Source organism: Pedobacter ginsengisoli (assembly GCF_030244015.1).
Classification (GTDB): domain Bacteria; phylum Bacteroidota; class Bacteroidia; order Sphingobacteriales; family Sphingobacteriaceae; genus Pedobacter; species Pedobacter ginsengisoli.
In genome coordinates this window covers 721736-746062 of the sequence record NZ_JASSYX010000002.1, presented here as the reverse complement: position 1 = coordinate 746062, position 24327 = coordinate 721736, and the positions used below count along the sequence as shown (strand labels likewise).

Annotated in this window: 14 protein-coding genes and 1 tRNA gene; 4 read left to right on the top strand and 11 right to left on the bottom strand. The window is 46.5% G+C overall.

Annotation, left to right across the window (positions count from 1 at the left end; translation table 11 throughout):
* Positions 1-3: 3 nt before the first annotated feature.
* Both QEP08_RS10310 and QEP08_RS10305 read right to left on the bottom strand, forming a co-directional pair.
* Positions 4-4650, bottom strand: coding sequence for a PKD domain-containing protein (locus tag QEP08_RS10310; protein ID WP_285057642.1), 4647 nt, complete (start codon positions 4648-4650; stop codon positions 4-6).
* Positions 4651-4766: 116 nt separating this feature from the next.
* A complete protein-coding gene (locus QEP08_RS10305; protein ID WP_285057641.1) occupies positions 4767-5765 on the bottom strand; it encodes a glycoside hydrolase family 5 protein in 999 nt (332 codons plus the stop codon).
* A 225-nt stretch (positions 5766-5990) separates the two neighbouring features.
* Between QEP08_RS10305 and QEP08_RS10300 the strand changes: the two genes are divergently transcribed.
* Both QEP08_RS10300 and QEP08_RS10295 read left to right on the top strand, forming a co-directional pair.
* Positions 5991-8372 (top strand): DUF1549 domain-containing protein, encoded by a 2382-nt coding sequence (locus QEP08_RS10300; RefSeq protein ID WP_285057639.1) that lies wholly within the window; start codon positions 5991-5993, stop codon positions 8370-8372.
* Positions 8373-8408: 36 nt separating this feature from the next.
* The gene (locus QEP08_RS10295) at positions 8409-9827 is read left to right on the top strand and encodes a DUF1501 domain-containing protein (RefSeq protein ID WP_285057637.1); all 1419 of its coding nucleotides are present in this window, start codon (positions 8409-8411) and stop codon (positions 9825-9827) included.
* 7 nt (positions 9828-9834) lie between these two features.
* Here QEP08_RS10295 and QEP08_RS10290 read toward each other — a convergent pair whose 3' ends face one another.
* On the bottom strand, positions 9835-11316 hold the full coding sequence (locus QEP08_RS10290) for a family 43 glycosylhydrolase (RefSeq protein WP_285057636.1): 1482 nt from the start codon (positions 11314-11316) through the stop codon (positions 9835-9837).
* A 131-nt stretch (positions 11317-11447) separates the two neighbouring features.
* On the opposite strand from QEP08_RS10290, the gene QEP08_RS10285 reads away from it, so the two are divergent.
* Positions 11448-14621: a PVC-type heme-binding CxxCH protein gene (locus QEP08_RS10285; protein WP_285057635.1), complete on the top strand. Its 3174-nt coding sequence runs from the start codon at positions 11448-11450 to the stop codon at positions 14619-14621.
* Between the two features lie 10 nt (positions 14622-14631).
* Here the strand turns inward: QEP08_RS10285 and QEP08_RS10280 are convergent, their stop codons facing one another.
* From QEP08_RS10280 to QEP08_RS10260, 5 genes are all read right to left on the bottom strand, one after another.
* Positions 14632-15588: a 2-hydroxyacid dehydrogenase gene (locus QEP08_RS10280; protein ID WP_285057634.1), complete on the bottom strand. Its 957-nt coding sequence runs from the start codon at positions 15586-15588 to the stop codon at positions 14632-14634.
* Positions 15589-16077: a VOC family protein gene (locus QEP08_RS10275; RefSeq protein WP_285057633.1), complete on the bottom strand. Its 489-nt coding sequence runs from the start codon at positions 16075-16077 to the stop codon at positions 15589-15591. It lies immediately after the preceding gene.
* Positions 16078-16103: 26 nt separating this feature from the next.
* The gene (locus QEP08_RS10270) at positions 16104-17270 is read right to left on the bottom strand and encodes a mandelate racemase/muconate lactonizing enzyme family protein (protein ID WP_285057632.1); all 1167 of its coding nucleotides are present in this window, start codon (positions 17268-17270) and stop codon (positions 16104-16106) included.
* Between the two features lie 82 nt (positions 17271-17352).
* On the bottom strand, positions 17353-18237 hold the full coding sequence (locus QEP08_RS10265) for a sugar phosphate isomerase/epimerase family protein (protein WP_285057631.1): 885 nt from the start codon (positions 18235-18237) through the stop codon (positions 17353-17355).
* A gap of 23 nt (positions 18238-18260) precedes the next feature.
* Positions 18261-19133, bottom strand: a complete 873-nt coding sequence (locus QEP08_RS10260) for a ThuA domain-containing protein (RefSeq protein WP_285057630.1) — start codon at positions 19131-19133, stop codon at positions 18261-18263.
* A 168-nt stretch (positions 19134-19301) separates the two neighbouring features.
* Between QEP08_RS10260 and QEP08_RS10255 the strand changes: the two genes are divergently transcribed.
* Positions 19302-21485 (top strand): phosphocholine-specific phospholipase C, encoded by a 2184-nt coding sequence (locus QEP08_RS10255; RefSeq protein WP_285057629.1) that lies wholly within the window; start codon positions 19302-19304, stop codon positions 21483-21485.
* Between the two features lie 76 nt (positions 21486-21561).
* Here QEP08_RS10255 and QEP08_RS10250 read toward each other — a convergent pair whose 3' ends face one another.
* The 3 genes from QEP08_RS10250 to QEP08_RS10240 form a co-directional block, all read right to left on the bottom strand.
* Complete coding sequence (locus QEP08_RS10250; RefSeq protein ID WP_285057628.1) at positions 21562-22785, bottom strand: MFS transporter; 1224 nt, start codon at positions 22783-22785, stop codon at positions 21562-21564.
* Positions 22786-23133: 348 nt separating this feature from the next.
* Positions 23134-23207 (bottom strand) — tRNA-Pro (locus tag QEP08_RS10245).
* 149 nt (positions 23208-23356) lie between these two features.
* Positions 23357-24322, bottom strand: coding sequence for an ABC transporter permease (locus QEP08_RS10240; protein WP_285057627.1), 966 nt, complete (start codon positions 24320-24322; stop codon positions 23357-23359).
* Between the last annotated feature and the right edge of the window lie 5 nt (positions 24323-24327).

The following is a 24327-nucleotide window of genomic DNA, read 5'->3' as shown; positions in this document are numbered from 1 at the left end:
TCTTTACCTGATTAAATTAACAATCCCTGTTTTTTTTGGTGTGCCGCCATAGGACATTCCCTGCCACCCTGTGCCATTGAGAAACTGTACATCAGCTTTCCAGAAGTAAACGCCCTGTGGCATCTGTGCGCCTTTGAATGTTCCGTCCCATCCTTCGGCGGGTTTTCCGTCATTAAGGCTTGTTGTTTCCCAGAGCATCTCGCCCCATTTATCGAAGATGCTGAAACGCCAGGATTTTAGCCCGAAGCCCTTTGCTCTGAACAAGCGAAGTTCCGGATTTGGACTATCGGGGATAAAGGAGTTGGGCATAAACAGCGTACCCGGAATACCTGTTACCGTTACTTCATTTACGGATACATCTTTACATCCGTTTTGATTGGTTGCGGTAAGTTTCACATTATAGACCCCTGTTGCTGCATAAATGTGACTTGGGTTGGCTTCTATGGAGGTCACTCCATCTCCAAAGTCCCACAGGTAAGCGACACCGCCCACACTCGTATTGGTAAATTTCACGTCCAGACAGGTACAGTCTTCATTTCTTCTAGACGTAAAGCTAACCTCGGGCTGGGCGAGAACCTCAATAGTAACTGTATCAGTTGAACTGGAACATCCTATTGCAGTAAGCTTCACCGTATACATGCCCGGCTTGGTGAAAGTATGCATGACCCGTTCCGGTGGGGTGATGGTAGTGGCCGTAGTCTCATCATCAAAATCATATACAAATGTTTCGCCTCCGCTGCTTGCGTTGAAAAAAGGAACTGTAAAAGGTGCGCAACCCCGTTTATCTGTCCCGTTTACCGTTAGTGCAGCCACAGTAGTGCTTGGCGACACCACGATGGTGTAACTGCTTGTATCAATACCACAAGGTCCGTTTGTAGTCATTTTTACCACAAATTTTTCAGCGGTATCCGCTACCGTATAGACATGCGACACTGGATTTCTGTTGTTTACAGTTGTATCCTTATTATCGCCAAATTCGTAGGTGTAGGTCGTATTGGCTGCCACAGGAGAGGTATTGATAAAATTGACCATCAATGGTGAGCAGCCTGTTGTTTTGCTCGGTTTGAACATCGATTTCGTTGGTGCCTGTACCAGTACAGTTGAAGTGAACGGAGTGGATATGCCACAATCGCTGGTTGCGATAAGGGTAATGGTATACGTTTTGTCTTTCCCGGTAGGGTCCGGCAAGAATGTGATCGGAGGAGGATTTACCGCATAGGATGTTCCATTGCCAAAGTCCCAGGCAAAGGCCGTATTGACCAGTAAGTTGGATTTGTTGACAAAGTTTACGGTCAGAGGACCGCAGCCTTCAGTTTTATCCTGGGTAAAGGATGCGACGATATTTCTCTCTGATGAAAATGTATGGCTCATTTCTGACGGGTCACATCCTTTGCTGCTGGTAACCCGAAGTTTGATGGTTACGGATTCGTTCTCATTACTGATTGTGTAACCGGGAAAACTAACGCCCTGACCAATTTCAACATCATTGACATACCAGGTGTACACGCCGTTTCTATCAGGATAAGGCGTGGTTGTAATGTTCGCTGCATCTATCCTGAAAGGAACACATCCCTTATCCGATACAGGGGAGAACTCTGCCTTTGCATTGTAGTTGACAGTAACAGAAACCGTATTGCCGGGAAATTCCAGGGTACCATTACAATTTGGCAATATGACCAGTCTTCGGTACTGAGTAGTTTGTGTTATTATGCCAGGATTATAATTTATAGCAGTTGCCCCGGAGATGTCTGTCCAGGTGACGCCATCCGGGCTGGATTGCCACTGATAAGTATATACTCCGCCACCGCCGCTAGGTAAAGTTCCTGTTAATCCTGCTGAAGGTGTGCCTTCACAAACAGATTGATTGCCTGTAATGCTATTGTTCGTAATTACCGGCGCGGATTTAACAGAGACCGATACGGTTACCGGCTGTCCGGAACATCCGTTTTCATTGACCGGGGTGATCACATAAGTTACAGTTCCTGTCGCAGTTCCGTTATTGATCAGCACATCATCAATCTGATTGATATCTTCAGGTGCGGCCGTGTTGCGTGTATTTCCAGTGATCTGCCCGCCAGATGCAGTACTTGTCCATAAATATTTTAAGCCTGTTTGCGCAGTTATAATGGTAATTCCGGCAGGGGACCCATTGCAAATGGTAGCATTAGCTGCTGAAGCGGTGGCTGTGGGATCTGCAGCTATGGTCACTGTGAGTTCAAATGCATTGCCATCGCAGCCATCCAGGACAGGTACAATAGTATAAGTCACTGATCCGGCCAAAGCGGGATTGGTTGTGGTCAGTACATCACTGATCGCTGTACCGGAACCTGGTGTTACAAATCCTCCGGCATTTACTGAACCGGTAACTGTCCATTTAAAAGTGCTTCCGGTTTGAGCCGCCGGAGTATAATCCACTGCTTTTCCATTGCATATCGACTTGGATGCCTCAGTCGTAATCACATTGGTAGGTTTGATCGCTATGGTTACAAATGCTTCGATGATATTACAAGGGGCATCCAGCGGAGTATTAGCCCTGAGGGTTAGTTCTATCTTGCCTGCAGCACGTTCATCATCAGAGGGTGTATAAGTGGCGTTTAGCGTATTGCGGTTTGGACTAAAGGTACCGCCACCGCCAACCCATCCGTAAGAATCGACTGTTCCGGTAATTGTACCTTGAAGATTGACTGCATCGTTGTAGCAAACCGGTGTATAGGTGCCCGGATTGACCACTGGTGAGGGCTTAAAAGTAATGAGCTGTGTATCAGTAGCGGTGCCGCAGTTGTTTTTGTGTACTACTGTTACGGTGTAGGTGGTATATTCTTTAAAGTTTATCTGAGGATATTGCGAATGAAGATCGAATCCTGGTGAAAACTCATAATCGCCGCCGCTCACTGTCCATGTATAGGTCTCGGCCAGGGTCTCCTGCGTGCCGGTCAGTTCTGTTTTTGTCGGGCCACTGGTGGTGTCGTTAAAATCGTAAGCCGTCAGGTTACATACTGTGGCATCACCGGACAAGACTGCGGTAGGTGGTCCGTTTATGATTACTATCTGTTCCGGGGCGGTAACTGTTCCGCAGGAAGCAGTATTGACAGAAAGTGATACTTTATAAAAACCCGGAGTTGTAAATCTGAACTCTGGTTCCGCGCTGGTTTCATTTGTTCCATTCTCATATTCAACCGTTCCTCCTGTTATTGTCCACAAATATGTATTTTCTGTGTTGCAGTTCGCATCGATCACTGAGGTATTTGTTGGTTTGATACTTAAGGGGCCGCAACTCATCGCTCCCTGTGCGCCGTTAAATTTGAATTCTGGTTTTGGAGGGGCTTGTACGCATAACATCCTCACATCTTCGCTCGGCCGGCAAATTCCTACATCGTTATTGGCGATCAGTTGTACCTTGTGTATTCCCGGTGTCGTAAACCCGGGATAGGTAAAGGCCTCACTTTCACTAACCAGAACATCGTCTATGTACCATTTCCACTGCATGCCCAATGAGCAGTCTGAATTGTTGCCGCCGGTTGATTTATTGCTAAATGCGATGGGTATGTTCAGGCATGCGGTAGTAGCAATAATCGGATCTATATGCGCCACCGGTCTGGAAAAGATTTGTGGATAAGTAGTTGCCGACACGGGACTTGACTGGCAAAACGGATTAATGGTTGTAACCGACACCCGGAAAGAATTTAATTTGGTACTTCCATTGCCCAAATCTATCGGGGGTTCGCCGCATGATGTTTTCTTATAATTATGGTTCAGAACACCTTTTGCTGCCATCAGCTCACAATGAGTGAACCGGTCTTCTGTACCGTCTCCCCAGGTGATCAGATAGGTCGACCCTGGATAATTATTTTGTATACCAGTTTCTCCTGTAACGTTTACAGAATAAGAGATATCTGCTCCGGTTCCTGTTTCAGGATCAATGCAGCCAAAATCTGTTCCACCGGACTGAATGTTTACTTTAGAAGGCGCATTTAATAGCAAATAGGTTTTTACCGATTTGATCTGTTCGGTCCCGGAGGACGCGGTTCCGCTAACAGTCACTGTATAATAGCCTACAGCCAGATGATCAAGACTAAATCCCAGGGCTGTGGGAGTATAAGTTTGCGTAGTACCGGTCAGCATGTTTTTTAGAGTAACGGACTGTGCCACCGAATTGTCGGCCGGCTTTAAGACGATCGCTTTATCCGCACCAACAGCGCTGCCGCACCAGCCATAAGTTTCAGATGATAAAACCTGACTTGCTATGGTTGGCACTACATCAACTGTGGCGCCCTGCACACCTGTAATATTTACAGTTCCTGCGTACTCGATTGTCGCCTGCGGGCTTGTAGTTTTAATCCTCAGTTTATACCCTGATCCCGCATTGGCACTGGCAGGAATAACCCCGTTAATGTGCGTAGAGAAAAAACCTCCTATTTCCCCGATTTTTGTTTCACTTACAAAATTTCCATTCTCATCTGAAAGGTAAAGCTCAAAGACATTTGACGTTGAAAAACAATTGACATTAGATGGTATAGATATTGGCACTGAAATACTACTTCCACGGCCATATAGTCCGCCCTCTACAACCCCTATGTTTAATTGAGCATTAACATGAAGTGTGAACAGCGTGAGAATTAAAACAATTGGGATGGGTAATAATTTCCTCATTTAGCTACGATATAAATCTAAGAAACTATTTCACCAATTGCAAAAGCAAAAAGTGTTATACAATTTTTTCGCTTAAATACAACCCGGGGTTAAGAATTACACGAAAGCAGTACCTGTTATTTATTGAATTTTTTCAGTTGTGACCTGATGTAGAGACCAGCAGGACTGAGCATATTTAATGGCCAGTTGCCGATTGCAGCTGCACCCGGAAGTAATAATGCAGTGGTTTCTTTTTTATCGGTTATATTCCAGTTGGCAGAACTTAATTTATGTTTTTCCATCCAGCTGAACCATTTCTCTGTTTTTTCTACATCAAAGACGCCGTCGCCATTTGCCTCACCTACACCCCATTCTGTTACAAAAACAGGCAGCCCGGAATTCAGCGCCTGATCTGCCCGGTGCATCAGTGCTTCCTGATGGCTTGGTTCTGAAGCATAAAAATGAAATGAATAAACTATGTTTTTGAACCCTTTTAGCGGTTCTTTAGCTACAACGTCAATATCCTGATCCCAATGCGGGCTGCCGACTACTATGATATTTTGCGGATCGTTCCTACGAATCTCTGCTACAACTACATTGGCATAATCTTTTACAACCTTCCATTCCACTCTTTCGGGTTCATTCCATATTTCATAAATCACATTGGGCACATCCGCATATTTCTTACTCATCTTGCTGAAAAACAACTTTGCCTGAGCCACATTGACGTTTGCATGATGATCATGCCAGTCAATCAGCACATATATGCCTTGCCTGATTGCTTCATCTATAACTGGTGTAATTAATTTTTCCTGTCCTTGAGGATCTTTTAAATACCCCCCCTGTGGCTCAACAGCCATGGACACCCGGAGCAGATTGATGTTGAAATCATTTCTTAGCCAGCGCACTACTTCAGGATTATAATATTTTCTTCCAGCCCAAATGCTCCAGGACAGGCTGACGCCCCTGAGTTGCGGCGGTCGATTGTGCCTGTCTACCATCTTTCCGCCTGCCACCTTTAAGGCACCGTGTTTCTCTACAGGACTTACTTGCTGTGCAGCACTATAAAAACAAATCCCTGATAAAAGAAGGGATATACACGCAAATCTGATGGGATGGTGCATTAGCTTATTCATAATCTGGTTTTCCTTTAGCGGTACAATAAAGTCTAAAATAAAGCATTTAAAATCATTCTGTTGCTAAAAAACACTGGCGTAAATGTTAATAAAGGAGAAAACGGCCAATAAATCCAGAACTGTCAGGACAGTACAGGTTGGTTCTTTTAAAAAAGAAACGGATATTTAGGTATTAAAAAAAGCGCTCAGCCAGCGCGTTTATGTGAGACCAGATATAAATTTAATATGATGTTAGAAGACAAGGCGTTCTGGCTTTGGGATTTTTTAGGCCGTTTACATCCACTAGCGGTACACTTCCCGGTAAGTTTACTTTTATTCGCAGCATTTCTGGAACTGTTTACGTTAAGGAATTTCAATTCTAAGTTCCGTTCAGGCATTGACGCTTTATTGCTTGCGGGGACCTTCGCTGCTCTGCTTTCCGCAGTCTTTGGATGGTTGTTGTATCAACATGGCGATTATAGCGGTAATACGCTGCTCCTGCACCAATGGATAGGGTTCGCCACCGCGTCATTCAGTTTGATTACCCTCTTCTTTTTAAACCTGGTCCGCAGGAAAAATAAAACAGGCTATATCAGAACTTACCGTACCTTATTGTTTTCAACGGCCATTGGCGTTTCGGTTGCAGGACATTTTGGCGCCAGCCTGACACACGGTGATGATTTCTTATCTCAAACCCTGCCGTGGAGCAAAGATTATAGTCCGGTAAATACAGGCAACTTTGATCTGGCAAGCCTGGAAAAAGATACTGCCAAACTCAGCAAACAGCAGGAAATCGAATTAAATACAGAAGTCAGGGCTATTCTGGCCCACAACTGCTACAAGTGTCACGGATCTGAAAAAGTAAAAGGAGATTTAAGACTGGACGGAAAGCATATGGCTTTTAAGGGTGGTGAAAACGGCCCTGTTATTGTGCCTGGCAATCCTTCTGAAAGTGAGCTGTTCAGGCGAATAAATCTGCCTGCCGACCACAAAGATGTCATGCCGGCCAAAGGCAAAAAACTGCCTGAAAAAGACATTGCAATTGTTCGTTTCTGGCTTGCTAAAGGCGCTCCATGGCCGGAAGATGGCAGCAAACAAAAAGCATTCCGTGTCGCAAAACTGGAGCCTCGCAACCCAGCCCTGCCTGCAGCATCCGGCAATCTTTCCAATCCGGTTGATCTTTGGACCAACCAATATTTTAAAAAGAACAATATCCAATGGCCTGCTATGGTCGAAGACCATACCTATCTCAGGAGAATTTACCTGGATATCGTTGGGCTTTTACCATCTCCTGAAGAACAGGAGAAGTTCATAAAAGATACGCGGCCGGATAAAAGAGCCCTGTGGGTAAAGCAATTGCTCAATCGTGAGGATGATTATGCGCTGCACTGGCTCAGTTTCTGGAATGATGCTTTAAGAAATGATTATTCCGGAACAGGATACATTACCGGTGGCAGATATAACATCACCGACTGGCTCTATAAATCCCTCAAAGCCAACAAACCTTATGACCAGTTTGTAAAGGAACTGATCAGTCCGACTGATGAATCCAAGGGATTTATTGAAGGCATAAAATGGCGTGGTGTGGTCAATGCCAGTCAGAAAACTGAAATGCAGGCTGCCCAGAATGTATCCCAGGTATTCCTGGGTCTGAACCTGAAATGCGCTTCGTGCCACAATAGCTTCATTAGCGACTGGAAACTGGAGGACGCATATGCTTTCGCCAATATTTTTGCTGATACAGCATTGGAGATCAGCCGCTGTGAAAAGCCTACCGGCAAGTTTGTGGATGCGCGGATGTTGTGGAAGCAGCTCGGCACAATTGATGCCAAAGCACCGGTAGCTGAAAAAAGAAAACAACTTGCCGAAAACCTGACCAGGCCAGAGGATGGCAGACTGTACCGGACCATCGTGAACCGCATTTGGGCTCAGCTCATGGGGCGTGGCCTGGTAGAGCCGGTAGATGTCATGGACAATGAGCCATGGAACCAGGACCTACTGGACTGGATGGCTTTTAACTTTACTTCCGGAAAATCCGACATCAAAGAGCTAATCTATCTGATCGCTACGTCCAATACCTATCAGCTGCCATCTGTTGGGTTTAAAGAAGTGGCGCAGATCAGCGACCCGAAATACAAATTTAAAGGGATGACACGCAAGAGAATGTCTGCAGAACAATTTACCGATGCGGTAAGCAACATCATCTCGCCCGTTTTCGCAGATTCCAATCTTAAATACAATCCATTTACAAACGCAGCCTACAAGCCCGCATTTGTACGCGCGTCCCTGGTGGCAAATAACAGCTTCCTAACCGCATTGGGCAGACCAAACCGCGAGACAGTGGCAACAAGCAGGGATTCCCAGGCAAATCTCTTACAGGCGCTTGAGCTTACTAACGGCGGAAAGTTCAATGCTGTCCTGAAACAGGGAGCCGAACAATGGAAAGCGAAATTCAAGGATCCGGATTTACTGATCAGAGAGATTTACGGCAGAACATTGGGACGTACCCCTGTAGAAAAAGAACTTAAACTGGCCAGGCAGGCGCTGGGAAAATCTCCTGATACAGGAGCCATTCAGGATCTTTTTTGGGCGATGGTCCTGCTTCCTGAATTTCAGATTATTTATTAACGGGAATGATGGTCTAACAGAATAATATATATTAAGATGAGCTGGAATAGAAGAGACTTTTTAAAAAACACCAGTGCCGCAACCCTGGCTGCAATGGCCGCAGGCATACCACTGACCAATTTGCTGTCGTCCTGCAACAAAAAGAACAGCCACGCCACAGCGGACACTGTGATCCTGCTTTGGATGGCGGGCGGTATGGCGCATACCGATACTTTCGATCCAAAGAAATACACTCCTTTTTCAAAAGGGATGCAAGCCAACAGTGTGCTGAGTACCTTTAAATCTGTACCTACTATTTTAGATGGTGTACATTTTTCTGAGGGACTGGAATCTATCGGAAAGGTGATGGACAAGGGTACAGTGATCAGGTCTTATGTCGCAGGTGACATGGGGCACATCCTGCATTCCAGGCACCAGTACCACTGGCACACTTGTTATAAGCCGCCTCAATCTGTCTCCGCACCGCATATCGGCTCCTGGATCGCTAAGGAACTTGGACCACTAAATCCGGTAATTCCTGCTTTTATTGATATAGGCCAGCGGTTTACGCTCGGCGAGGGCGAAGAATTGAAAGCATTCCACACCGCTGGGTTTCTCGGCAACGAATTTGGACCGTTCCTTATTCCTGATCCTTCAGCCGGTCTGGAAAGCGTGCAGCCACCAGTTGGCATGTCCTCCAGCAGATTTGAAAGACGAAATAAACTCTATTACGACCTGATCAACCAAAGCCCGATGGGTGAATATGGCAGCGACTATCAGAAGGAATCCTTGAAACGGTCTATGGAACAAGCCTACATCCTGTTAAATTCACCTGAAGCAAAAGCTTTTGACCTGAGCCAGGAACCCAAAGAGATTTATGACATTTACAATACTGGCAAATTTGGCCTGGGATGTCTGATGGCGCGCAGACTCACTGAACAGGGCGCCAGGTTTATCAGTGTCACTACTGAATACGAGCCCTTCAAGGGCTGGGATACACATGACAATGGCTATACCCGCCTGATTGACATGAAAAAGCAAATCGATGGTCCGGTTGCGCAGCTGATCAAAGACCTGGACAAGACCGGACGTCTTGACCGTACGATGGTCATCCTGGCCAGTGAATTTAGCCGCGACATGATGGTAGAGGGCCGTCCGGACCTCAAAGTACAGGAGCAGGTTGAACAGCCGGATATCATCCAGGACATTAAAAATTACGGCATGCACCGGCACTTTACCGATGGCTGCTCTATGCTAATGTTTGGCGGAGGAATAAAAAAAGGAAATGTTTATGGCAAAACAGCGGATGAAAGACCTTGCAAAACGATAGAGAACCCGATCGTCATTGACCAGGTTCACCAGAGCATTTATCATGCGCTCGGTATAGCGCCGGATGCAAATTATGTCGTGGAAAAAAGGCCATTCTATACCACTCCCGATGGATTGGGTAAGCCGGTACTTGATTTGTTTTCTTAAAGCCGTTCTACTGATCTTCTTCTTTAAGCGGGTAGACTTTGACAGATTTGAAGTTAACTTCTCCATGCTTGGCGTAAAACCATAAAAGTTCACCTTTTTGCTCAGGTGTCCGGTTCACAATGCATCTTTTGCGGTCAATGGAAATGTCTATGATGTCGTCTTTAACGATGATGTCCACATTAATCGGCTTATTTAATCCGGCAACAGCCTTGATCATGGTATTGCCGAGACTAACAGTTTGGCTATTCGGTGAAAAATTGAGTTTGTAGCCTGCTTCCGCATGGTCATTTGATCTTAAATATAAACCATATTCATCAACAGGTCCATTAGGAACAATTTCCATAGTAATCCTACAATTTTGAGGCACTGCCTCCAGGTGAGCAGCACCAACACCATTGGTGGCTTTAATTGAAAGATTTTGGCCGCTTGCAGTGGCGTAAAGATCAGCGACCATCTTCAACTGTACTTCTGGTCCGGTTTCAGGAATCATTTCTGCAGGAAACTTAGCACTCAACGTTCCGTCTGTTTCCTGTAGGAGTTCCCGGAAGATTGCGTTTCCGCCAAATCGTTCACCGCCATTGTCTTTATTTTGATCTCTTGAGGGGATCCAGCCGGCAGCAATACGTCTGTTGTTTTTGAATTCCGCAGTCTTTACAACATTTATCCAGGATTCATTGATAGTTTGGTACCGGGGTTCCTCCCAGGGTCCGTACGGGCTTCTGGATTTGACATAATAAGTATCGCCGTTATCGCCATAGATCAAATAGTACCAGCCGTTCCATAAGAAATAATCTGGGCATTCAGGCACTGAAGATTGTCCGGTTAAAACCGGATCCAGCACTTTCCAGTCCTTTAGATCTTTAGAAGTAAGGTGCACCAAAGCCCCACCGGCATGACGTAGTATGGGGTTCTCTTGCCAACTGGAAACAAACAAATGGAACTCACCGGTCTTTTCGTCTACAAAAACTTTAGGGTCTCTAAAATCCCGCTTACTGTATCCCGGAGCTGAAGTATAAAAAGGATTTGGTTTTTGTTTTTCAAAATGAACGCCGTCAGGACTGATAGCATAGCTTAGTTGTTCATTTACCTGACCTTCTTTATTGACCAGCCTGGTGGCATAAAACGCATAATATCTGTTCATATAAAACACTATCGATCCCGTGCAGATTGATTTCTCCCATTCCTCATCAATTCCCAGTACAACAGGTTCCTGTTTCCAGTTCTTCAAGTCGTTGGTAGTACTCAGTGCCCATTGATGACCGCCCAGTCCTTTCAGGCTGGCATGATGCGCCGAATCCAGAAGCCAATAGAACGAATAGGCGCCGTTTTTGGAAAAAGGCATACAATCTCCTACAAATAAATTGCCCTTGGGGCGCCAGTATTGTAAATTCCTGGTGCTTTGAATTTTAGGATCATAGCGAACCCCCAGTTGCGCTTTAAGGCATATGCTGCCCATAATCAATAACAATGACAACAAACATTTCTTCATATGTCCAATATACAAAAGTTGACAGGATGAACATGACACAAACAAAAATCAATTTAAACTTAAACATCTAATCGAAAAAACTTATCTTGTGTAGACAACACACAAAGAAATCTAACCAAACACAAATCCAGATGATCAGATCTGTCGGAACAAACGCGAAAACTGCGCTCAGAATATCAGCTATTTTGCTAATCGCCTTGATAACTCTTCAATTTACACAATCCTCCGGGCCTTCATTGGCCGTAAAAAAAAATGCACACATTGTATTGATCGGAAATAATCTAGGTTCAAGAATGATGAACTATGGTCATTTTGAAACGGAAATGCATTTGCGGTATCCCGACCTTAACCTGTTCATACGAAACATGTGCGATGGCGGCAATACCCCCGGTTTCCGCCCGCATGCGAGCAGGGTCTCCCCATGGGCATTTCCAGGTGCGGAAAAATTCCAGACAGAACTCGCCAATTTCTCAGACAGCCAGGGCTTTTTTGAAACCGAAGACCAGTGGCTCACGCGGCTGAAAGCCGATGTCATCATTGCTTTTTTTGGTTACAATGAATCATTTGAAGGTCCAAAAGGACTGGACAACTATAAAGCTGAGCTTGATGCCTTCATTAAACACACGTTGAAGCAACAGTACAATGGCAGTTCAGCACCTCAACTGGCCATTGTCTCCCCTATCGCCTTTGAAGACCGCTCGAAAGAATTTGACCTGCCGGACGGCAAACAAGAAAACATCAACCTGTCGATGTATTCAGCAGCGATGAAAGAAGTTGCCGGAAAAAACAATGTCCTCTATGCAGATGTTTATCCGGCTACCAAAGAATGGTTCGAAAATACTAAAAAACCACTCACTATAGACGGTTCGCAACTGAGTGAGGAAGGCTATACACGTTTTGCGCCATTGTTGACAGACCTGGTATTTGGCAAAGCACGGGTAAAGGCGGAAGCCCTGCGTGCTTCTGTACATGCGGCTGTTTTAGAAAAGAACTGGATGTGGCACAATGACTTTAAGATACCCAATGGGGTCCATGCTTATGGAAGGAGATTTGATCCGTTTGGACCTGATAACTATCCGGCAGAGATCGCCAAGTTACGCCAGCTTACTGCAATTCGCGATACCGCCATCTGGCAGGCAGCAGCCGGTAAAAAGATAGACCTGGCAGCAGCAGACAAAAAAACTACACCAATTCCGCCGGTTAAAACCAATTATAACCCTGATCACAACGGAAGTCTCGAATATTTGTCAGGAAAAGCTGCACTGGCCGCGCTAAAAGTAGCCCCCGGCTTTAAAATAGATCTTTTTGCCTCAGAGCAGGAATTTCCCGATCTGGCCAAACCTTGCCAGATCACTTTTGACAATAAAGGCCGTCTTTGGGTAGCGACCATGCCAAGCTACCCTCATTACAAACCTGGAGACAGTAAACCCAATGACAAACTGATCATCCTGGAAGACACCAATAACGACGGCAAAGCTGACAAGCAAACCGTATTCGCCGATCACCTGCACCTGCCACTTGGATTTGAGATCACCTCAGATGGGGTTTACCTCTCGCAGGGAACGAACTTCATGCTGCTGAAAGATACAGATGGCGACGACAAAGCCGATATCAGGGATATTCTGCTGAGCGGATTTGATGACCACGATACCCACCACAATATACACGCCTATGCATCAGATCCCTCCGGCGCCATTTACATGGGCGAGGGCGTGTTCCTTCATACCAATGTGGAGACCTCTTATGGCCCTGTCAGGGCTACCAATGGCGGTTTTTATAGGTACAGCCCGCAGCTCCGTAAACTGGAACGCACCGCACAGCCATATGTCCCTAATCCATGGGGTATCGCTTTTGACGACTGGGGACAAAATTTCTATGCCGAAACTTCGGGCCCGGCAGTACGCTGGATGATGCCTGTCAGTGTAAAACCGAGATATGGCACGACCATAGAGACCTCCAGGGACCTCATTGAGCCCGAACACCGTGTACGCCCTACTTCAGGCCTGGAATTTATATCCAGCCGCCACTTTCCGGACGAATTACAGGGAGATTTCCTGATCAACAATACCATTGGTTTTCTGGGCACCAAAGAACATACCCTGACAGATGAAGGTACAGGCTACAAAAGCAGGCACAGACAAGACCTGCTGATCGCCAGCGACAAAAACTTCAGGCCGGTAGATATGGAGTTTGCACCCGACGGTTCACTCTATGTGGCAGACTGGCACAACATCCTGATTGGACACATGCAGCACAATGCGCGCGATCCGCTGAGAGACCACGTTCACGGACGTATTTACAGGATCACCTACCCGTCAAGACCACTGGTAAAACCGGCCAAAGTAGCCGGGGCCTCCATATCTGAACTGCTGGAGAACCTTAAATTACCGGAATACAGGACACGCTACCATACCAGGGCCGAACTCAGGGGACGCAACGCTTCAGAAGTCCTTGCTCAATTGAAAACATGGACCGCTGGTCTCGACAAGACAGATCCAAAATATGAGCACAACCTCCTGGAAGCCCTTTGGGTAAGCTGGGGGCTCAACAAAGTAGATCAACAGCTCTTGACCCGGTTGCTGGCGGCAAAAGACTATCATGCGCGGGCTGCTGCCGTACGGGTGCTCCGCTATACCGGACACCAGGTAAAAAACCAGCAGGAACTGCTCATGCAGGCTGCAGCTGATCTGCATGGAAGAGTCAGACTGGAAGCGATCGTCACCGCATCATGGCTGGCAAAAGACAAGGGACTGGCCATTCTCAGCGAAGCGGCAAAAAAGCCAATAGACGACTGGATGCAGGTATCCTATGAAACCGTCCTGGCACACCTCAACGGCAGGTCTGTTACAGAAAAACAGGAAGAAAAAATAACAACCAGCCTGAAAGGTGCCGCACGTATCCAGTATGTAAAAGGAAAAGCCATTTATGCCAGAGAAGGCTTTTGCATCACGTGTCATCAGCCGGACGGCAACGGACTTTCACCATCTGGCTTCCCCCCTTTGAAAGGAACCAAGTGGGTGACCGGAAACGAAGAACGGCTGATCAAGATCATTTTGAAAGGACTGCATGGCCCGATAGAAGTGAACGGACAGAAGTATGCCGGACAGGTACCAATGACCCCTTTCGGAGGCATGTTAAAGGATGATGAAGTTGCTGCAATAGCGACCTATGTTCGAAACTCTTTTGGCAACAGCGCAGCACCTGTATCAGCAGAGAAAGTAAAAACCATCAGGGCAAAAACAAAAGCAAAAACAGGATTTTATGCACCGTCGGAGTTATTAAAAGAACATCCGATGGAGAAATAAGTCCTCAGGGTTATAAATAAAGTGCTTCGCGGTTAAAGATACTGCGGGGATCCGGCTCCTGACCATTGAGCGCGGCTACCACATTCTGAACCGTCAGTACGCACATCTTCCTAAAGGTAGACGCTGTAAGGCTGCCTGAATGTGGTGTAATGAGTGCATTTGGATGGTGTACGATGTGGAAACCGCTTGCAGGCGGCTCTTCCGGCAAAACATCTGCCGCAAAACCCGACAGCCTGCCCGTCTGCAAAGCCTCAAAAAGTGCTTCATGGTCGATCAGCTGCCCTCTGGCGGTATTGATCAGCTGTGCACCAGGTTTCATCAGCGCCAGCTGAGCTGAAGAAATCAGCACCCCAGTTTCTTTTGTATAAGGTAAATGGAGGCTAAGCACATCCGACTGACACAAAACTTCTTCCATGCTCAAATAAGGATAATGCACATCCTGGATCGATCTGCTCCAGTAAATGACATTCATGCCAAAGGCAGTTGCCAGCCTGGCCACGCGCTTACCGATATTTCCCATACCCAGGATCCCGAGGGTCTTGCCACTCAGTTCGTCACCACTATAGGCGTTGCGCCAGTTCCAGTTGTCCTGTTTGACTTCCGCTACCGAAGTATACATATTGCGCATCAGCATCAGCATCAACGACAAAGTATGTTCGGCAATGGTGGCCGCATTGCTACCCGGGGCATTGATTACCTTCACGTTTCTTGCAGTAGCACCCACCACGTCCACATTATCCAGCCCTACACCACACCTGGCCGCTATTTCCAGCTTAGGGCAGGCATCCATCAGTGCGGGATTGATCTGTCCCTTTCCCCTGGTGATGACGGCATGAATTTCCTCGTTTGCCAAAACCGTTTTTAATGTATCCGGGTCATAACCGGTAAACACCTGTGTATTGGCTTCCAGTATCGCCAAAGCCTCCTCCGCTATCGTCTCCAGCAACAGTACGTTCTTTTTACCCATCTATTTATGATATAAAGTAGCGTTGTCAGACCGGAATCCCCTGAAATCATTTCTGTTGGAAACATAAAGCCCTTCTTCATAAAGCTCATCCTCAAAGATCTTTGGGTCTACCTCAGATCCCGGAACGGAAGATATTTCCACCAGATTTCCAGCAGGATCACGGACAAACATCTGCATCGCTCCGTCAGGCAATTTTCTCACCTTGCCCCATGGATGGATGTCGATCACACCCAGTTCTTTCATGCGAAAGAAAATACTGTTAAAATCGTCTACCTGCACGCAGATATGACCACGAAAAGAAGTCTTGTCACCTTCCCATTCAGAGATGTGCAGCTGCTGCTCTTCGTTGAATTTGAAAAACATTACCGGATAGTCGAAACGAAAAGCTGCCAGAGGTTCCAGACCCAGTTCATGCTCATAAAATTCGCCCGCTTTTTCCAGATTGTCAACGATGACGGTGACGTGATTGATTTTGATTGCCCGTGCCATATTTCAATAATTTATAAATACAATGATTACATTTTTTGTTTGAATTCGTGTACAAAGTCCCAGTTCGGAGTCAAGCCGAGTCCAGGATTTACCGGTGCCGCAATGGCACCGTTGGTGACTGTGATCTGCTCCTGTACCAGGTCATACATCATCGGGTTGCCGCCCAGGGAAAACTCTATGATCGTCGCCGCAGGCGAGGCAAATGCCACATTCAGGCCGGCCATAAAAGAAAACGCAGAGCCCCAGCAATGCGGTGCCAGTTCGAGCTGCTGCACGCTGGCCAGGTGCCCGACACGCATCGCCTCTGAAATACCGCCAATGATGGCCGCATCCGGCTGGATCACATCCAGCGCCCGTACTTCCAGCAGGTCACGGATGTCAAAGCTCGTATATTCGCTCTCTCCGGCAGCGATAGGAATAGCCGTCGCAGCCCTGACTTCAGCTGTACCATGCCTGTTGTCCGGACTGATGGGTTCTTCAAACCAATATAGGTTACAATCTTCCACACCACGGCAAAATTGCTTGGCCTCAGGAACGCTAAAAGTCCCGTGGGCATCGGCCATCAGCTTAATGTCCGGCCCAAGGGCCGCCCTTGCCGCTTTCACACGGTCAATACTGGTCTGCACCGTTTTGTCCATCACGCCCACACGCATTTTCACCCCATTAAAACCCCTGCTCACATATCCGTTCAGTTGTGCGCCGATATTTTCCACATCCGCCCAGCCACCACTGGCATAAGCAGGCATTTCATCCCGGCAGGCACCGCCAAGCAGGTCCATAACCGGCACACCGAGCGCTTTCCCTTTCAGGTCCCAAAGGGCGGTATCCACCCCGCTCATTGCCGAAACCGTCAGGCCCCTTCTGCCAAGGATCGGAAATTTCCGGCCCCTGGACAAGGCATAATGATCACGTGTACCATTGTACATTTCTTCCCATAACCGGGTAATATTCCTGGCATCCTTACCGATCAGGTTTGGTTTCAGCTCATTCTCTACGCAGCTTACAATCGAAGCGCAGACACCTGAAGAGCCCACAGCTGCCTTGGCTTCGCCAAAGCCCTGAAGACCATCCTCAGTAGTCACTACAACCAGGGTCATGTCAAAATTGGTCAGCAGTCCATAATCGGAAAAATGCTGCTTCTCTTTTGGAATAGGACAGCGCAGCCAAAACGCCTCTACATTCGTTATTTTCATTTGGTATATATTTTAGTTGTGAAGCTGTCGCCCACAGGACAGTTTCATCTTAACAATATTTAAATCAGTTTTTAACCCTGTTTCAGATCAGTTTTGACAGTGTATCAAATGATTTGCTGGTCAGCATGGTATAAAACTCGTCCGTTACCGATGTACTTCCGTGGTCTTCCAAAAATTTCTTCTGTTCGCCTGAAAGGTTTTCAGGGCTTTCATCCAAAGATCCAGGATACGGGTTGGCAGGTGTCCTGTCCAGCGGAGAACAGAATTCGACAGAGAGTACCTCATCATAGCCGACCTCTTTGAGGGTATCGACGATCTTCGGCCAGTTGAGATTGCCCATGCCCGGCGCCATCCTGTTGTTGTCTGCCACATGAAAACCTACCAGTTTTCCCTTTGCCCTTCGGATCGCCTCAAACATGTCCAGTTCTTCAATATTCATGTGAAAGGTATCCAGGCAAACCCCGCAATTGGGCCCGACAGCTGCAGCAAGTGCCAGAGCCTGATCGCCACGGTTGATGAAATAAGTCTCAAACCTGTTGATCGGTTCTATGCCCAGCAAAATCCCTGAAGCTTCACTGTATTGATAAACTTCCTTCATAGCGTCTACCGCCCATTGCCACTCTTCTTCGGGCCTTCCGTCCGGGACGATCTTGCCTACCGTGCCCGGAACCACGGAGACCATGTGTCCGTCCAGTTCTTTGACCATCCGGACCACATCCTTTACATACTGCACCGATTTTGCCCGCTGGGCTTCATCCCTGGCCAGCAGGTTTCTATCTTCCAGCATCAGCGTGACAGAGCCCCAGCAGGACAAGCCGTAATCTTTTAATAATTTTCTTACCGTTTTGGTATCATAGTGTTCCGGACTGCCGGCAATTTCAAGTTTAGTATAACCGAGACCGGAAACTCTTCGTATTGTCGTTTCTATGGTTTCGGACCGCATCCAGTTGTGTATCGAAAGTTCCATATATAAATTGGGTACAAGAAAAATTAAAGCTGTCTGTAAGGTACGTTCATGGCGATCTTTCCCGCCCAGTTTTTTGGAACAGGTTTACTCAGGGTCCAATGCACCGCATTGATGACCAGCCGCTGCATACCCTCTTCATTGAAGTCTTCAGGATGCCCGAGTGTGGTGGTAAATACACGCCCTCCGGCCGGTGTAGTCCAGGCCCAGGCCACAGGGTTATCTATCGCCGCCTTATCCGGGTTGACCGATTTGCCCATCAGCAGCCAGGTCGACCCTTTCAGCGGATAATCCGGCAATACTTGATATAACCATGATCTGGCATGAAATCCAGTCTTTATACCGGTAAGCACCGGATGTTTGACCTGCGCCTGAATTACAGAAACATCAGTAGAAGAATTATGTCCGTAATGAGTATGCCCGCCTTTTCCCCAGCCTCCGGGAGCGCCCAGGGCAAACTCACCAAATGTATTCCAATGCACCAGTTTATGTCCCGCAGGGTAATTGAATGCATGCGTACTTGTCCTGAAACCCATTACAGGCTTTCCTGACTTGAGGTAATCGTCTATATATTTCACCTGCTCTTCAGGCAATCTTCTCCAGCGCAAATAAAATACAGCGAGGTCCGCTTCTTTCAGCGCTTCCAAACCCGGGATATTTTCTTCTGAATTGTGATCGGGTGATGATTTCAATACGATGGTCCGCATCCCGTAATTTTTTTCCAGCTCCGCAGCGATCAGCGGCATAGTTGCTTCACTGCTGTATTCATGGTCTCCTGTCACAAATACCACAAGTGGCTTTTTGGATTGTCCGGATCTATTTTGGGCAATTGAACAAGATGAAGAGAACAATAATATAAATGATAAAGCTAAACAAAGGATGATCCTCAGGTTTCTCATTCGAACGGTTTTAATGGTTAGACGTGTGTTGACTTATTCAAAAATAGGATTATTTAAATGGAAAGCAAGGGATTAATCAATCGTTTGCGCTATGAAGATTTCTGTCGTATCTTGGTACATCATCCTGATTCTCATAAACCATATGATTCTTAAACCTAATCTGCAACAATGTCTAAGATCGACAGAAGAAAATTTATAAAACTATCCGCTGGTGCGGGATTGGCCACTACCGTTTGGGCAGGTTGGCTTGAAGAAGCACTTGCCATCCAGGCACATAACAAAACAAGATCTATCAAAGATGTAGCGCATATCGTCATCCTGATGCAGGAGAACCGTTCGTTCGATCATTATTTTGGCACTATGCGGGGTGTTAGGGGTTTTGGTGATAGATTCCCCATTCCATTGGCCGGCGGGCAGCGTGCTTTTTTCCAATCTGACGGAAATCAGATCATCCCACCCTACCATGCCAGTAGAAAAACGAGTAACTCCGCATTGATCAATGGAACTCCGCATGATTTTCCTGATATGCAGGCAGCCTGGAACCAGGGTAAATACGGATTCTGGCCAAAATTCAAAACTCCTTTTTCCATGGCCTATTACACCAGGGAAGAAGTCCCTTTTCAGTATGCTCTGGCCGAAGCCTTCACCATATCCGATGCGCACCATTGTTCTGTCGCCACTGGCACCGATCCAAACCGCATCATGTTTTGGTCGGGTTCAAACTTCAATCCTGAAAAACGGGCTCAGGGAATCAATTGTACTGAAGAAGATTCTGAACCGTCCAACCTTAGGTGCTGGGTTAAGGGTACACTGCCCGAACCAGGATATATTTACCGTGGCAATGCATTTAAATGGCCTACAATTCCTGATGTTCTTCAGGAAGCCGGGATAAGCTGGAGAATCTACCAGGATCCTAATGATAACTGGGAGGGTGCCATGCACGGTGGACTGGCCTTTGAAAGTTTCAGAAATGCAAAACCAGGATCCCCGCACTACGAGAACGGCATGAAGCACTGGTCGCTGGACGACCTGAGAACCCAGGCAGAGAACAACACCCTTCCTGCCGTCAGTTGGGTGCTCCCGTCCCAGAAGAATTCTGAGCATCCTGGCGCGCCATCCAGCCCCTACCGCGGCTCAGATTTTACACATGAGGTGCTGAAAGCACTTACCACTAATCCAGAAGTTTGGAGCAAAACCGTGTTCTTCCTCACGTTTGATGAAAACGACGGACTGTTTGACCATATCCCTGCACCGGCCGTTCCGTCCTACAACCTTGACAATACGCTGGCCGGAAAATCCACCATCGATGTAGCCGGCATGTATTTTAATAACGAAGCAGGAACCGGACGTGTTCCAATTCCTGCATATCCGCCCAAACCCGGAGCACCCGTTCCGGAAATTAAGACCCGGTACTACCAGGACAAAAGAGATACCATTAGCGGAAACCTTCGCCCATGGGGAATGGGTCCACGGGTGCCACTGTATATCATTTCGCCCTGGAGCAAAGGCGGCTGGGTCAATTCCGAAGTCGCAGACCACACCTCTGTAGGTCAGTTCATTGAGAAACGATTTGGCGTAACTATTCCGGCAATAAGTCCCTGGCACCGGGCGGTCAGCAGTGACCTGACTTCAGCCTTTGATTTTGAAAGGCCTAATGACGCTGTTTTTCCAAAAATGCCCGAAACAGCCAACTATGCGGCCTTAGATGAGGCTTCCAAAAAACTACCCAGTGCTACTCCTCCTGAAGTACCTTCCCGTTTGTACCAGGAAAAAGGCAGCAGGTATTCAAGGGCTTTGCCATACCGGATCAAGACTTTATTAAAGCCTTTGAAAAACCAGGAAAAGGTGTGGCTTACTTTTAAAAATAGTGGCGCCGCAGGTGTTGTTTTCCATGTCTATGACCTAAAAGACCTGGATAAGATCCCAAGAAGATACACAGTTGAAGCAGGCAGGTCACTGCAAGACGAATGGGCTGTCCGATCGGACCTTTATGACCTTGAAGTATTTGGCCCAAATGGGTATTTCCATAAATTCTCCGGCAATCTGACAGAGAACGAGCCGATTGTTGAACTGGAATATGATCACCGAAAAGGAGGCCTGAGCCAGACCGTAATCAACAGCGGTGATTCGGATATTGAAGTTTCTATCGTTTCAAATGCTTATGGATATCCTGCCAAAAAAGCAATATGCAGAGCCCGCACTAAAAATAAATTTACATGGGAATTGGCAAAAAGCTCCAACTGGTATGATTTTACCCTCAGCACCGCAAATGCTTTTCATTACAGGTTAGCAGGAAGAGTAGAGACTGGAAAGCCAGGAATCAGCGATCCGGCCATGGCTGCTGAAATATAAACCCCGCTGCTATCTTCCCTGGTTATCCGGGTTCAGCAGCAGGGTTTATAAAATCCTCACCTATTTGAGATTCTTCTTAATGAGCTTTCGCTACAACAGGTGATTTTCTTTGCCAGAAGAAGAATATAGTAAACAGCACAATCAATATACAAGGAAATGTAAGCATCTTAACCAGCGTATCCTGACCTGCTGCGAGCTCTAACGCTGATCCGGTAAGGCCGGCTGCTTTGTGGACAGCCATTGACGAATCAATCCAGCTTCCAATAAACGGCTGGAAAATGGAAGTAGAGAACATACCAACCCCACCCACAATCGACATTCCTAAAGCACCGCTCACAGGAACCCGCTGGGCCACTGCGGCGATGATCACCGGCCAGTTGAAACACACACCAAGGCCGAAGATCACAGCTGCCAGATAAGCAATTGGGCCGGTAACCGTGCTAAACATATAAATTCCTATTGCTGCCAGAACTGCACCGCCTAACAAAACTCCTGTTTGTCCTAGTTTATCAACTACAGGTCCTGTGAAAACCCTTCCAAGCGTCATTACACCGAACGTCAATGCCAGTACCAGCATAGCATCTGCGCCGCTGCTGCTCAACACAACAGCTACCCATTGGTTAGGTCCAAATTCTGTAATTGCTGTCATCGCCATACAGCAGAATATAAAGATATAGAGCGGACTAAGCATAGCCTTGAAATTCTTTGAAATAGAGGTCACACCTTCCACGTGTGCCTTTGGAAACGTTTTTCCATAGAACAAGATTGCATAAGCCACAGTTGGAATCATCAGGATCCAGATCTGAGTCTGCCAGCTTGCACCGGCATCGGTCATGAACTTGGAAATTAAACTGCCCAGCACAATTCCTCCAGGGAACCACATATGGAACCTGCCAAGCATTTTATTTATTTTTTTATCCTCATACATGTCGGCAATCATCGGATTACAGGCAGCTTCCGTACAGCCATTTCCGAAACCAATAAAAAATGTGGATATCAGCAATCCCGTATAACCGCCGGCATAAATGGTAAGCAAAATCCCCAATGTGTGCGTAATCACCGCTACCTGCATAATAATTTTAGGTCCAATGGTGTGGTAAACAAGTCCTCCGATGATCATGGAAATCGGAAATCCGAAAAAGAACATTGAATTGATAAAGCCCAGCTGCTCAGCAGTTAGTCCAAATTCTGCTCCCAGCTGAGGAAGAATACCAGCCCTGATACTAAAGGAAAAGGCCGTAGTAATGATGGCAAGACAACTTCCGTTGAATAAAGCACTTCTGTTAATGTTTTCGTTCATAATTTATAGTTATTTGGTTTTTAAAGTGTGCAAGATTTGTATAGTCAAGCGGTTTGGAAATATACAATTTATTTGGATTTTTAAGAATAGTAAATTTTAGTATATAAAAGCTCCGCTCTATTCCGTATATGTAACTTCCCGGACCGGTTCATATTAACAGAACCGATATTGGTACTAAAGACATTCCTTTCCATATTGAAATATTCTGTGCAGCCGAAAAGCTTTTTCAACAGCTTTCAAAAACAATTCGGTATCCGGCCAAGTGAGGTGCAGTTGTACATTTGCAAATTAAACGTACAACATTAAATGAAAAAAGCCTCTAAATCTCACGATTTAAAAGCTTTATCGTCGGGGTGGCAGGATTCGAACCTACGACCTCCACATCCCAAATGTGGCGCGATACCGGGCTACGCTACACCCCGAACTTGGTATCTTTGTTCATAGCCTTAATTGCTACGGGACGCAAAGATATAAAAATTCCATTTATTGCAAGCAAATGCTGTTTTTTTCTTGCCAATTTTTATAAATAGATGATGTATGTCAAAGATATACAGGCAGTAAATTTTCATTTCTAGCTCCGAATCTCGCGGCGCATGAACAGATAGTAAGAAAGTGCAAAGCAAGCTACAGTTGCCCCTATGAGACCACTTACCTGCGGCCATACGATCATTATGCTCTCTTTGAATGGCAGAGGAGCGGGTATTGCCCCGGCCATTTGCTCCATCGTCATCGGGCTAAGACTTCGAACAGAAGGCATCAGCATTGTAGTGCTGGCGTCTGTATAAAGCTGGTTTGGTGCTATGCGCAGGATATCCAGGATCAACTCATTGTAACGCAGGATTTGATCTTGTGTCAAAAAAGAGGGATCAGGCAAAAAAGATCTGATTAGGAGATTGACAACAATTTGGTAAAACACCGTAAAAAACAGCCATATACCTACCGCTGTAAGCGCTGAGGTTGCTGCTTGCCTGAACCTGATCGACAGTACGATTGACAAGCTCAGCCAAAAACTGACATAGATAACACAGATCAAAAGAAAGCCTAGTATCCGCAGTAGTTCCTGTGGCTCCATCCTTACCCCGGTTAAAACCAGTCCCCCTCCAGTCATCAGCAAGGTCAGTACCAGGAACAAGACGCTTACCATGATCAGAGCACTTACAAACTTGGCCAATAGCAAGTTGTCCCTGTAAATGGGCTGTGCCAGCAACCTTGTAAGTGTTCCGCTGTTCTGTTCGGAATTGATGGCATCGAATCCCAGACTGATCCCTAATAACGGCGCCAGAAAACTGAGAAAAACATGAAAGGGCGGTGTGGAATTGTCTGTGGTAGTTAATAGTTTAAGGTATAGAAAACTGCGGTCAGGATCATTTGCGTTACCCATGGCCGACCGGATATTACCCAGGGATACATACATCGATGCAACAAACGTTAGTATGATCAGACCAATCAGTACGATAAAGCGCCAGCTTCGGATATGGTCTGCTATTTCCTTGTGAACCATCACGCTAAAAGGGCTGGAAAGTGGTTGACTCTTCATTGTCT

What these genes read in the sequence shown, in the direction of transcription:
- QEP08_RS10305 (WP_285057641.1), bottom strand. Translation starts at nt 5,765, where the DNA reads ATGAATAAGCTAATGCACCATCCCATCAGATTTGCGTGTATATCCCTT.
- QEP08_RS10275 (WP_285057633.1), bottom strand. Translation starts at nt 16,077, where the DNA reads ATGGCACGGGCAATCAAAATCAATCACGTCACCGTCATCGTTGACAAT.
- QEP08_RS10250 (WP_285057628.1), bottom strand. Translation starts at nt 22,785, where the DNA reads ATGAACGAAAACATTAACAGAAGTGCTTTATTCAACGGAAGTTGTCTT.
- QEP08_RS10285 (WP_285057635.1), top strand. Translation starts at nt 11,448, where the DNA reads ATGATCAGATCTGTCGGAACAAACGCGAAAACTGCGCTCAGAATATCA.
- QEP08_RS10265 (WP_285057631.1), bottom strand. Translation starts at nt 18,237, where the DNA reads ATGGAACTTTCGATACACAACTGGATGCGGTCCGAAACCATAGAAACG.
- QEP08_RS10295 (WP_285057637.1), top strand. Translation starts at nt 8,409, where the DNA reads ATGAGCTGGAATAGAAGAGACTTTTTAAAAAACACCAGTGCCGCAACC.
- QEP08_RS10270 (WP_285057632.1), bottom strand. Translation starts at nt 17,270, where the DNA reads ATGAAAATAACGAATGTAGAGGCGTTTTGGCTGCGCTGTCCTATTCCA.
- QEP08_RS10300 (WP_285057639.1), top strand. Translation starts at nt 5,991, where the DNA reads ATGATGTTAGAAGACAAGGCGTTCTGGCTTTGGGATTTTTTAGGCCGT.
- QEP08_RS10280 (WP_285057634.1), bottom strand. Translation starts at nt 15,588, where the DNA reads ATGGGTAAAAAGAACGTACTGTTGCTGGAGACGATAGCGGAGGAGGCT.
- QEP08_RS10260 (WP_285057630.1), bottom strand. Translation starts at nt 19,133, where the DNA reads ATGAGAAACCTGAGGATCATCCTTTGTTTAGCTTTATCATTTATATTA.
- QEP08_RS10255 (WP_285057629.1), top strand. Translation starts at nt 19,302, where the DNA reads ATGTCTAAGATCGACAGAAGAAAATTTATAAAACTATCCGCTGGTGCG.
- QEP08_RS10240 (WP_285057627.1), bottom strand. Translation starts at nt 24,322, where the DNA reads ATGAAGAGTCAACCACTTTCCAGCCCTTTTAGCGTGATGGTTCACAAG.
- QEP08_RS10290 (WP_285057636.1), bottom strand. Translation starts at nt 11,316, where the DNA reads ATGAAGAAATGTTTGTTGTCATTGTTATTGATTATGGGCAGCATATGC.
- QEP08_RS10310 (WP_285057642.1), bottom strand. Translation starts at nt 4,650, where the DNA reads ATGAGGAAATTATTACCCATCCCAATTGTTTTAATTCTCACGCTGTTC.